The sequence below is a fragment of the Pseudomonas sp. 31-12 genome, from assembly GCF_003151075.1.
Lineage (GTDB): Bacteria > Pseudomonadota > Gammaproteobacteria > Pseudomonadales > Pseudomonadaceae > Aquipseudomonas.
In genome coordinates, this window is sequence record NZ_CP029482.1 from 1008941 (window position 1) to 1020432 (window position 11492).

The 11492-nt window shown below is 62.1% G+C and carries 9 protein-coding genes; all 9 read left to right on the forward strand.

From position 1 onward, the window contains the following. Window positions 1–8 precede the first annotated feature (8 nt). On the forward strand, window positions 9–1283 hold the full coding sequence (locus tag DJ564_RS04565) for a beta-ketoacyl-[acyl-carrier-protein] synthase family protein (RefSeq protein ID WP_109627842.1): 1275 nt from the start codon (window positions 9–11) through the stop codon (window positions 1281–1283). Window position 1284: 1 nt separating this feature from the next. Continuing rightward, a complete protein-coding gene (locus DJ564_RS04570; RefSeq protein WP_109627843.1) occupies window positions 1285–2343 on the forward strand; it encodes a beta-ketoacyl synthase in 1059 nt (352 codons plus the stop codon). Further along, the gene (locus DJ564_RS04575) at window positions 2340–3635 is read left to right on the forward strand and encodes a beta-ketoacyl synthase (RefSeq protein WP_109627844.1); all 1296 of its coding nucleotides are present in this window, start codon (window positions 2340–2342) and stop codon (window positions 3633–3635) included. The genes DJ564_RS04570 and DJ564_RS04575 overlap by 4 nt, the downstream gene beginning before the upstream one ends. Next, window positions 3632–4849 (forward strand): beta-ketoacyl synthase N-terminal-like domain-containing protein, encoded by a 1218-nt coding sequence (locus tag DJ564_RS04580; RefSeq protein ID WP_109627845.1) that lies wholly within the window; start codon window positions 3632–3634, stop codon window positions 4847–4849. The genes DJ564_RS04575 and DJ564_RS04580 overlap by 4 nt, the downstream gene beginning before the upstream one ends. A 46-nt stretch (window positions 4850–4895) precedes the next feature. Next, window positions 4896–7766: an aminotransferase class III-fold pyridoxal phosphate-dependent enzyme gene (locus tag DJ564_RS04585; protein WP_109635942.1), complete on the forward strand. Its 2871-nt coding sequence runs from the start codon at window positions 4896–4898 to the stop codon at window positions 7764–7766. 9 nt (window positions 7767–7775) lie between these two features. Then, the gene (locus DJ564_RS04590) at window positions 7776–8513 is read left to right on the forward strand and encodes a 3-oxoacyl-ACP reductase family protein (RefSeq protein ID WP_109627846.1); all 738 of its coding nucleotides are present in this window, start codon (window positions 7776–7778) and stop codon (window positions 8511–8513) included. After that, window positions 8510–9274, forward strand: coding sequence for an SDR family NAD(P)-dependent oxidoreductase (locus tag DJ564_RS04595; protein ID WP_109627847.1), 765 nt, complete (start codon window positions 8510–8512; stop codon window positions 9272–9274). Before DJ564_RS04590 ends, DJ564_RS04595 begins: the two co-directional genes overlap by 4 nt. A gap of 2 nt (window positions 9275–9276) precedes the next feature. Then, a complete protein-coding gene (locus DJ564_RS04600) occupies window positions 9277–10575 on the forward strand; it encodes a DUF1302 family protein (protein ID WP_109627848.1) in 1299 nt (432 codons plus the stop codon). Between the two features lie 69 nt (window positions 10576–10644). Further along, window positions 10645–11481 carry an outer membrane lipoprotein-sorting protein gene (locus DJ564_RS04605; protein WP_109627849.1) on the forward strand — a complete coding sequence of 279 codons (837 nt, stop codon included), beginning with the start codon at window positions 10645–10647 and terminating at the stop codon, window positions 11479–11481. Window positions 11482–11492 lie beyond the last annotated feature (11 nt).

An 11492-nucleotide genomic window follows, 5' to 3' on the forward strand; every position in this document is an offset into this window, starting at 1 on the left:
GAGTTCTCATGCGGGCACGAGAAGTCTATGTGACCGGATTCGGTCTGGTGGCGCCCATGGCACTGGACGCCGCCACGTTATTCGAGCGGATCTGCCAGAAGCAGTCCTGTGTTCGCGAACATCCACGGTTCAAGGCGCTGGGCTTCAACAACAGCGCTGCCGGGTTTATCGATGACGGCCAGTGGCAGCAGATCGCCGCGGGTTTCGGCGGCAATGCTGCGCTGCATCCACGGCAAAGCGTGCTGGCCGAGTTCGTCGCTCGACAAGCCATTCAGCACGCCGGTCTGACCCCGACAGCCTTTGCTCACACCCGCAGTGGATTGTTCCTGGGGGCTAACAAGTACTGCGCGGACAGTCACGATCTGCATCGGGCCAGTCGCTGCATGGATGAGGCCGGGCGTGTCGATCTGGATCAACTGCTGGATAACCCGGCGGCGTCGAGCGCGGTCTTCGGGCGCCGGGTCGATCAGCAGACCCAGCACCTGGCCGAGACGCTCGGTATCCGCGATCACATTTCGACCCACTCCGATGCCTGCGCCGCCGGCACCATGGCGATCGGCAGCGCCTACCGTGCGATCGAGCGCGGCGAAATCGACCTGGCCATTTGCGGTGCCGTCGAACTGATGGCCAACGAGTTGCCGTATTACATGTTCAACAGCCTCGGCGCGCTGTGTCAGGCCGACCTGCCGGCAAGCGAGCAGAGTCGACCGTTCATGCCGGATCGCTGCGGCTTCGTGATCAGCGAGGGCGCGGCCATGATCATTCTCGAATCCGCCGAGCATGCGCAACGTCGCAAAGCAACGCCGTTGGGGCGTGTGCTGGGTTACGCGAATGTGTGCGAGGCGCAAAAAATGACCTCCAGCAGCCGGGATGGCCGCAAATACGAGGAATGCATGGAAGCCGCAATCGAAGACGCCGGGTTGCTCAGCAGCGCCGTGCAACACGTCAACACCCATGGCACGTCTACCCAGGCCAACGACAGCTGCGAAGCCTTGGCTCTGCAGCGAGTGTTCGGCGAGTGCCAGGAACACGTGACGTTCACCGCCAACAAATCGGCCATCGGTCATTCCCTGGCGGGCAGCGGCGCGATTGAAGCGGTGCTGTCATTGATCAGCCTGCGGGATGGCGTGCTGTTGCCGACCTTGAACTACGATCACGACCGCGCCGAATACCCCTCGCTGAAGTTTCTCAGTGAGCCGATGCGCCAGTCGATCAATGTGGTGATGTCCAACTCGTTCGGGTTCGGCGGCGTCAACAGCTCGCTGGTTCTGGGGAGGGCATGACATGAGCATTGCCGTTTTCATCCATTCGGCCGCCGTGCTGAACGCCGCCGGCAGCGAATGTGCCGACCTGCTCGGAACGCCACCTTCGCCGCAACCGCTGGCATTTGACGCGACGCGACGGGCATGCCCGCTACCGACACCGCGCCTGGCCAGCGATCTATACGACCGCAAGATCCAGCGCAGCGTCGAACCACAAGGCCTGCGGCTGTTGCATTGCGCGGCGCGCCTTGCGCCCGCGCTGGCGGCCCTGCAACTGCCGCCGGCACGGATTGCCCTGACGGCGGCCATTCCAGAAGTCGACGCGCCAAGCCCTTGCTGGGACGCGGTGCAAGCGATCGGCGAGCAACCGCAAAAGCCACTGGCGCAACTGTTGGCCAACACACCGCCGCTGCATGCCCTGACGCTGCTCAACAGCAGCGTGATGGCCTACGTGGCCGAAGCGTTGCAATGCCACGGGCCGATGGGTGGGTTCTGTTCCCAGGAAAACGCCGGGCTCGATGCCTTGATCGAAGCCTGCCAGCAAATTGTCGAGCAACGTGCCGACGCGGCACTGGTGGTCAGCAGCAGTCCGAACCTGACGCCCGCCCTGTATCTGCGTGAACCCCTTCAGGCAGAGGAGCCGACTTATGGCGAGGGCGCCGCGGCACTGCTGCTCGGCTCGGCGCCTTCGCGCACAACCCCGAACGCCTTGCGCATTGCCGGGTTCGCCCGGGGTTACAGCGCTGATCCGCAACGGGGCGCAGCGGTTGCCCGGCGGGTGATCGACCAGGCACTGAGCCTGGAAAAACTGTGCCTCGGTGACGTCCGGCAAATCGTCGCCAATCCCGAGGATGCGCAATTGATGAGCCTGTTCGCCGACCGGCCACGGGACGTTCGCAGCACTCGTGCCATGACCGGCGATCTTGGCGCCAGCGCCTTGCTGACCGAAATCGCGCTGGCCTTGCACCACAGCCACGACGCATCGGCGACACCTTGCTACACGCTGTTGGTCAGCCATAGCCGCGCCGGTCATTGGGGCGCCTTGCTGCTGGCCAGTGAAACCATGGAGAAGCACACATGAGCGCGACACGGATTGTGATTACCGGCATGGGCGCCGTGACCGGGTTCGGTTTCGAATGGCAGACCCTCTGGGAAAAAATGCTCGGCGCCGAACATTGCGTGCGTCCATGGCAACCCGACGGGGTGGAGGATGGCACGTTCCCGGTGCGCTACGCCGCGGCCGTGGATATGAGCCTGTTGCCCGAGGCCCTGCAGGACCACCCGGCCTGGACCGTTGCCCTGGAAAAACGCAGCCGCTTTGGCTGGGTAGCCGCCACCCAAGCGGTGAAAGACAGCGGACTTGCTCCTGAGCAGCTACGTGAAGCCGCGGTGCTCTGCGCTTCGGGCGCGCCCCAACACATGGTGGCCGACATGCTGTTGACCCAGTCACCGGATGGACACGCCCCAGGCTGGCAACACCTGATGCTCCGTGCCGGACAGGTCAATGCAGAAGGCTCGCTACGTCAGAGTAATGATCGACTGGCGCGGGTGATTGCCAATGGATTGGGCTGCGAAGGCCCGGTGATCAATATCAGCAGCGCATGCGCCGGAGCCTCCCAGGCCATCGGCAATGCCTTTCAGATGATTCGTCGCGGTGAAGTGAACGTGGCGATTGCCGGTGGCGCCGATTCGGTGCTGAACCTCGACACCATGGCCGCGCTGTACCTGCTCGGCGCGGCATCGAGCGAACAGCGCTGGGGTGTCGATTTGTGCCGGCCGTTCGACCGTGATCGCAGTGGCCTGATTGCCGGCGAGGGCGGTGGTTTCGTGGTGCTGGAAAGCCTTGAGCATGCGCTGGCGCGAGGAGCGACGCCGTATGCCGAAGTGCTCGGTTTCGGCAGTAGCCTGGACGCCTACAAAGTCACCGCTCCGCAACCCGAAGGCCGGGGCGCAGCGTTGGCGATGCAAGCCGCGCTGGACGACGCCGGCCTGCGTGCGCAACAGATCGATCTGATCAACGCCCACGGCACTTCGACGCCGCTCAATGACGTCGCCGAAACCCTGGCGATCAAAAGTGTGTTCGCCGAGCACAAGCACTACCGGTCTCTGGCCATCAGCGCCAACAAGTCGCAGTTCGGGCATTTGATTGCCGCCGCCGGCGCACCCGAATGCATGGTCACGGCGCTGGCGTGCCTGAACGATCTGGTCACGCCGACAGTGAACCTGCATGAGGTCGATGAGCAATGCGACCTGGACTATTGCGCCGGGCAAGCGGTCAGCCGCCGGGTGGATTTTGCCTTGAGCAACTCTTTCGGTTTTGGCGGGCTCAACACCTCGCTGGCCCTTGGCAAATATCGGGAGTACTCACAATGACTGGCGCAACCTTGCGTGTTGCGATCGCCGGCAGCGGTTGCGTATTACCCAGCGGCTGGGGCGTGCAGCGCTTCTGGTCAGCGGCCAGTGAAGCCCGCAGCGGCATCGCTTTGCTGCAGTCGAAACTGTTCCACAGTGAGCGCGTGACGGCCTTCGGGCATGTCAGTGATGAAGACCATCAAACCAGTCGCCAGGACGTGGCCCAGAACCTCCAGCGTTACTGCCCGCCGGCCGTGATCTGGGGCGTCAGCGCGGTGCGTCAGGCGTTGGCTGAAGCCGGGCTTGAACCGGGCAACGACGGGCTGCGCTACGGCCTCTATTGCTGCCAGGGCGGTTATACCCATCCGTCGTTGGCGGCCTATGGCGAGTTGCTCCACGAGTGCCGCGATGAGTCCGGTGCCGACATGCGGCGCCTCGCTCAACGGGTGTTGCGGGAGCGCGCGCTCGACCCGTTCCTGGTGCTCAAGAGCCTGAGCAACGGCTTGCTCGGAGTTGTCAGCCTGGCGCTGAAACTGGAGTGCGAATGCAACGCCTACATGCAAGGCGTGGCCGGCAATCTGGCAGCGTTGCGCGAGGCGTGCGCGGCGTTGCAAAGCGGTCGTATCGATGCGGCGATTGTGGTCGGTGCCGGCAGTGAACTCGATCCGTTGGCGCTGGCCGCACTGGCCGAGGCTGGCGTGATCAGCACCGACGGTTCGCAAACCTTGCGTGCATTCGATCGCCAAGGCACGGGTGGGATTGCCGGTGAAGGCGCGGCGGCATTGATTTTGCGCCGGGCCGACGATCTACCGGATGGGCCGCAGACCTGCCTGTCGGGACTCACCGCCCATCCACGACTGGGGTCGTTGAGCCTGCCGGACAAGCAGGTCGATTTGCTGGTCAGTAGCGCCAGCGGCGATCCGCACAAGGACGCCGACCTGGCCCGGACGCTGGCCCGCACCGGTGCCGCGCACATCACCAGTAGCGTGCCGGTGACCGGCATTCTCAGCGGCGCGCCGAGCCTGGTCGACCTGATCCTGGCCCGCAACGCACTGCTGGCCCAGCGTGTGCCGCCGATCATCGGCTTGCAGCAACCGGTGGAACCGCACCTGCCGTTTGTGCTCGGTGAGACACGGAACGCGGTGCTGCGCGACTGCCTGATCATCAACCGTGACGACAACGGTTTCAGCGCCTGTTACCAGCTCGATCATCAGGCGGCCGGCCAGCCGTTATGAACGCAATGAATCGCTTCTATTTTTTTGATCATGGGATATGACTGTCATGGATTACCGCGATTACGTACGACCTAAATTCGTTGAATTGATGCAGGCCCTGGGCCTGGAATGCCAGTTCCACCGGGCGCTGGGCAGCAAGCTGTTTTACCGCGACAAACAAGGCGCCGAGGTGACCGTCACCGACTTTCTCGGCGGTTACGGCGCGGCGTTGTTTGGCCACAATGACCCGCAGTTCGTCGATCAACTCTGCGGCCTGTTGCGCGCCGATGTGCCGTTCAATGCGCAGATGTCCGTGCGTGGCGCCGCCGGTATGCTGGGGCGCGAACTCAGCGAGGCGTTCAACCGGGAGTTGAACAACAACGAGCGCTACATTTCGACCTTCTCCAACAGTGGCGCCGAGTCGGTGGAAATCGCCGTCAAGCATGCCGAATACCGCCGTCAGAAAACCTTGCAGAAGCAGTTCGACGAACGAGATTTTGCCCTGGCCAACCTGACCGCCAGCGACAAGGCCTATGTCGAACTGGACGTTGACGACCTCGACCTGCCCGTGGGGTTACTGCCGGACAATCTGACTTATGTGACCGTGCGCCAAGTCGTGGAAGCAGTGCGTCAACACAACCTCGCGCAGTTGCATGTCGAGCCGGTATTCGTCGCCCTGCGCGGCAGCTTCCACGGCAAACTGGTGAACACCGTCCAGCTGACTTACGGCAAACAGTACCGCCAGCCGTTCGCCCGTTTTGGCCTTAACGTCGAGTTCATCGATCCGCAGCAACCCCAGCAACTCAAGGACTTGCCGGCCCGTCACACAAGGCATTGGCTGAGCCTTGAGTGGAGCGGCGAGACCTTGCAGGTACGCCGTGACGCTTTCAGCGCGATCACGGCGGTGTTGCTCGAACCGATCCAGGGCGAGGGCGGCATCAACGAGTTCGCCAGCGAGTTCTACCTGGGCCTGCGTCGCTTGTGCAACGAGCAGCAATGCCCGTTGATCATCGACGAAGTGCAATCGGGTTTCGGCCGCACCGGCACTTTGCTCGGCGCCAGCCATTTCAACTTGCAGGGTGATTACTACTGCCTGTCCAAAGCGTTGGGCGGCGGACTGATGAAAATTGCCGCGACAGTCATCCGCGCCAGCCACTACGAAAACGATTTCAGCTACATCCACAGCTCGACCTTCGCTGAAGACGATGCCTCGTGCCATATCGCCCTGTCGGCCTTGCGCCGCTTGTTTGCGAATGACAGCGCGATGCTCAAGGACGTGAACAGGAAAGGCGAATACCTCAAGTCGTCGTTGCTCGAACTCAAAGCCGCGTACCCGGACGTGATCGCCGATGTGCGTGGTCGCGGGTTGCTGCTGGGGTTTGAACTGCACGACCTGACCGGCACCAGTTCGCTGGTCCAGGCGTCGGCGCAGTACAACGATGCGCTGGGTTACATCATCGCCGGCTACCTGCTGCAATTCGAATCGCTGCGGGTTGCGCCGTCGGGCAGCAACGCCAACGTGATTCGCCTGGAGCCGCCGGTGTGCATCACTTTCGAGGAAATCGACGGCTTGATCGGCTCGTTGCAAAAGGTCTGCGACATGCTGCGTCGCCGCGATGCCTTCCCGCTGGCGGCGGGTGTGTGCGCCGACAGCATCCCTGAAGTGCCGGCCCGCGAGGTGAGCTTCAAGGAGCCTGAAAACCTCCCAAAGCCTGACGAAAGCGTCCGCGTGGTGGCGCGCGTGGCGTTCATCAATCATCTGATCGATTCGGACATGCTCAGTGATGTCGATCCGTCGCTGTCCACCCTCAGCGCCGAACAGAAGCGCGAGTTCATCAAACGCATGGCCCCGGAGCGGCGTGCTGCGCCAATCGGCCCGGTGCTGATTCGTTCGAAACTCGGCACCGCCGTGGAATTCACCCTGTACCCGTTGTGCATGGACTCCGATGCCATGGCCGCGTACATCGCCAGTGGCGACTTGGACACCATCCGCGACGAAGTCGGCAATCGCATCCGTGATGCCCGGGCCGATGGTTACAGCGTGGCCGGTCTGGGCATGTACACATCGATCGTCACTAACAACTGCCAGGCGCTGAAAATCCCCGACATGGCGCTGACTTCCGGCAATGCGCTGACCATCGGCATGGGCCTGGAAGCGATCGAGCAAGGCTGCAAGCAGCAAGGCCTGGAACTGAGTCAACAGACGGCGGCGGTGGTCGGCGCGGCGGGCAACATTGCTTCGACTTACGCCTCGTTGCTGTCCACCAGTGTCGAACACCTGATCCTCATCGGCAGCGGTCGCGACGGCTCACTGCGGCGCCTGGAGAAGACCGCCCAACTGATTTACGCCGAGGCCGCCCGCGCGATTCTCAAAGGTGTCGCCGAGCACGATCGCCTCGCCAGCCGCTTGCAGAAACTCAACGGTATCGACGCGTTGTTGCAGGCCCACGGTGCTGGCGCCGACCTCGGTTTGCGAGTGCAGCGCCTGGTCGAAGAGCGCTTGGGCGCGAATGCATTCATCACCGTCAGCAATGACCTTGATTTGCTGAAACAAGCGCGCATCGTGCTCTGTGCGGCGAACGCCCCTCAACCGTTTCTCGGTGCCGATCACTTTGCTGAAAACAGCGTGATCTGCGACATCGCGGTGCCGCTGAACGTCGATCAGAACCTCTCGAGTCAACGGGCCGACGTGTTGTACATGCACGGCGGGATTGTCCAGACACCGTTGGGCGATGGCCTGATCCGCAACGTGCGCGCCTACCTCAAGGAAGGCCAGTTGTATGCCTGCATGGCGGAGTCAGTGTTGATGGGGTTGTCCGGGATGAAACAGCACTACTCCTACGGCGATATCAGCCGCGAGCAAGTGCAGCAGATTCGTGCCCTGGCCGCGACACACGGCTTCAGCCTCGCGCAGTTCAAGACTGACAACTCACTTTAAGGAACGGTCATGCCGAACAAAGTAGCAGTGGTGACCGGTGGCAGTCGTGGCATCGGCCGGGCAATCGTCCTGGCCCTGGCCGGCGCGGGCTACCAGATCGCATTCAGTTATGTACGCGACGAAGTGGCCGCCATGTCCTTGCGTGACGAGGTCAAGGCGCTTGGCCTCGAGTGTCTGGCGCTGCAATGCGATGTCAGCAGCGGCGACAGCATCAAAGGCTTTTTCGAACGGGTCGACGCGCATTTCCAGCGCGTCGATCTGCTGGTCAACAACGCCGGCATCACCCGTGACGGGCTGCTGGCGACGATGCCAAGCCGCGACATCATCGAGGTGATCCAGACCAACCTGATCGGCACCTTGCTCTGCTGTCAGCAAGTGGTGCCGGGCATGATGCGCCAGCGCAGCGGTTGCATCGTCAACATCAGTTCGGTGGCCGCGCAAAAGCCCGGCAAGGGCCAAAGCAACTATGCCGCGGCCAAGGGTGGCGTCGAAGCGCTGACCCGTGCCCTGGCAGTGGAACTGGCGCCGCGCAACATTCGGGTGAATGCGGTGGCTCCCGGCATCGTCAACACCGAAATGAGCACGGCGCTGATTGGCAGTCAGGAACAGGAAATCCAGTCACGGTTGCTGATCAAGCGTTACGCCGAACCCCATGAAATTGCCGAAGCAGTGCTGTACATCGCCGATCGCGGCTTGTACCTGACGGGTGAGGTCCTGCCGGTCAACGGCGGGTTGAAAATGCCATGAGCCGGACCATTCTGATTACCGGTGCCGCCAAAGGCATCGGCCGCGCGGTGGCAGAGAATTTTGCCGCCGACGCCGGGCACCGTTTGATCCTGCTGGACCTGGATTTACCGGAACTGCAACGCTGGGTCGACGAGCAACACGGGCAGATCAAGGCCCGGGTCGAAACCCATGCGGCGAACATTGCTGACCTGGAGGGCATGGAAGCGTTCTTCAAAATGCTCGCCAAACAGGTGGATTACGTCGATGTACTGGTCAACAGCGCCGGCATCTGCAACGAGAACGAACCGGAAGACTTGCACAACTGGCACAAGGTGATTTCGGTCAACCTCAACGGTACGTTCTACGTCACCTCGTTGTGCCTGCCATTGATGCCGGATCGCGGGCGGATCATCAACATGTCGTCGATCCTCGGCCGCGCCGGCAAGGTCCGCAACACCGCGTACTGCGCCTCCAAGCACGGCATCGTCGGTATGACCAAAGCCTTGGCGATGGACCTGGCACCACGGCTGATCACGGTGAATGCGATTTTGCCCGCGTGGATCGATACGCCCATGCTGCAAGGTGAACTGGCAGCACAAGCGGCCATTGCCGGGCTGACCCAGGAACAGATCCTGCGCAACGCCAAGAAGAAACTGCCGATGCGTCGCTTCATTCAAAGCGAGGAAGTCGCGGCGATGGTGCGTTACCTGGCCAGCCCCGAAGCGGGTGGGGTGACCGCGCAGAGCCTGGTGATCGACGGCGGTGTCGGGTTGGGAATGTAACCATGCCGGGATCACACATTAACCGCGTCGCGTGCGCGGTATTGGCCTGCATGGTCGCGCCGCTGGCGTTGGCTGAATTGACGGTCGACGACCTCAAGCCGGATTACGCCGACGCCGAAGTCGGCGTAGCCACCGCGTTGCGCCTGCACGGTGACGACCAGGTCACCCAGAAGGCGATGTATTTCAAGGCCAACCTCGAAGACAACTGGGACGGCGGTTACTACAAGGCCAAAGGCCGAGTGCGTTACGACGCCCGGTATGACGGCAACAATCCGTACAGCGAACGGGCGCGGGACAAATACCGCTTCGACGCCGACTGGCGGCATTTGTACTGGGGTCAGTCGGTGGGCGACGGCGAGGTGACCATCGGCTGGCAGCAAGTGGTCTGGGGTCGTGCCGATGAGTTACGGGTGCTCGATCAGATCAACCCGGTGGACTATCGCGATGGCCTGACCCCGCTACTGGAAGACAGCCGGATCGCGGTGCCCATGGTGCGATTTGCGCAACCGGTGGGCGAGTGGGAACTGGAAGCGCTGTGGGTCACCGATTTTGTGAAGAACCAGCCTCCGGTGGCGGGCAGCGAGTTCGACGCACCGCTGTTTGCCGCGCCAGACCCGCAGTATTTCCTGCTCGATTCCAAGCCCGGTTACGACGGTGACAAAGGCTTTTCGTATGGCCTGAGCGCCAACGGCCGGATCGGTTCGGTGGACACCAGTTTCGTCGCACTGAACGCGCGCCAGCAGGATCCGGTGTACGCCGTCGAAGGCCTGGCCGATGACGGCCGCACGCGACTGGAGCGCCAGTTTCCCCGTTACACCATGGGTGGCGCGGGGCTGGCGATCGACGCCGGTCACAGCATCGTGGTGCGCAGCGAAATTGCCTGGTTCGACAACTGGCGGGTGACCAATCCGACTCGCGCCTACGGCGCTGACAGCACCTCGATGGTCAAGTCATTACTGGGCGTCGATTACCTGCTGCGTGACTGGCTGATTTCCGTGCAATGGCAACAACAACAATTGCTCGACTGGCAGGACGGCATGTTGCAAGACAAGCGCGAGCACCTGTTCACCTTATCGGCCGAAGGCACCCACTGGCAGGACCGACTCAAGAGCCGGCTGGTGGTCGCCGCCTCGCCACCGTTCAACGACGATGCGCTGTTGCAAGGCATCTTCACTTACAAACCGGTGGACTGGATCAAGCTCGGGCTGGAAGTGGATGTGTTCTTCGGCAAGCCCGACAAACCCTTCGGCGAGTACGACAACCGCGATCAAGTGCGGTTGTCCGCCGGCTACCTGTTTTAACCCCATGACGCCTGCGTGCCTCTGGCGCATTGGCTCGACCATATTCATCTGACGAAAAGGGAAGTTCCCATGTTGCCGCTATTCAAAAGTCTGACCGCCGCCGCATTGATCCTGAGCGGCGCTTGCGCCACCGCTGCCGACGGCCAGAATGCCGATGAAATCATCCGCCAGGTGCGGGATCGAAATGACGGTAAAAGCTTCATGTCCCAAGTGTCGCTGATCCTCCACGACAAGAAGGGCAATACCCGGGTTCGCGAGTTCACTTACCTGCAAAAGGATTACCCGGACAGCGACAAATTCAGCATGTATTTCTCCGCCCCCACCGACGTGCGCGACGTGGCCTTTCATATCGAAAACCCCCACGAAACCCTGGGCCAGGAAGACAGCCAGTGGATGTACTTGCCGGTCAGCCGCCAGACGCGGCGGATCTCCACCACCGACAAGCGCGGCTCGTTCATGGGCAGCGAGTACTCCTACGCCGACCTGGACAAGATCCGGGTCAAGGATTACACCCAGACGCTGGTCAGCGAAGAGCAGGTCAAGGGTCGCGATTGCTACGTAATCGAGCGTGAGCCGGCGTCGCCCGAGGTGCTGGCCAAGACGGGATACAACAAACTGAAAGTGTGGATCGACAAGCAGAATTTCCTGGTCATGCGTCAGGACTTCTTCGACGTCAAAGGCGTGCTGGTCAAGCAGATGCGCACGCAAAAGGTCGACACCATCGACTCGATCGACAGCATCGTGTTGAGCGAAACGGAACACTTCATTGACGGCACGCGTTCAGAGATGCGCTTTAACCACCTGCAGTACAACGTGCAACTGGAAGACCGTTTGTTCACCCAGACCGCGATCAAGCGCGGGCTGAAAACCGGCGACGTGCCGGACTTTGCCGTGTCTGCCCGCTAAGCACCGACCCC

Coding starts and splice junctions, on each gene's coding strand:
- DJ564_RS04565 (WP_109627842.1), top strand. CDS start 9: ATGCGGGCACGAGAAGTCTATGTGACCGGATTCGGTCTGGTGGCGCCC.
- DJ564_RS04570 (WP_109627843.1), top strand. CDS start 1,285: ATGAGCATTGCCGTTTTCATCCATTCGGCCGCCGTGCTGAACGCCGCC.
- DJ564_RS04575 (WP_109627844.1), top strand. CDS start 2,340: ATGAGCGCGACACGGATTGTGATTACCGGCATGGGCGCCGTGACCGGG.
- DJ564_RS04580 (WP_109627845.1), top strand. CDS start 3,632: ATGACTGGCGCAACCTTGCGTGTTGCGATCGCCGGCAGCGGTTGCGTA.
- DJ564_RS04585 (WP_109635942.1), top strand. CDS start 4,896: ATGGATTACCGCGATTACGTACGACCTAAATTCGTTGAATTGATGCAG.
- DJ564_RS04590 (WP_109627846.1), top strand. CDS start 7,776: ATGCCGAACAAAGTAGCAGTGGTGACCGGTGGCAGTCGTGGCATCGGC.
- DJ564_RS04595 (WP_109627847.1), top strand. CDS start 8,510: ATGAGCCGGACCATTCTGATTACCGGTGCCGCCAAAGGCATCGGCCGC.
- DJ564_RS04600 (WP_109627848.1), top strand. CDS start 9,277: ATGCCGGGATCACACATTAACCGCGTCGCGTGCGCGGTATTGGCCTGC.
- DJ564_RS04605 (WP_109627849.1), top strand. CDS start 10,645: ATGTTGCCGCTATTCAAAAGTCTGACCGCCGCCGCATTGATCCTGAGC.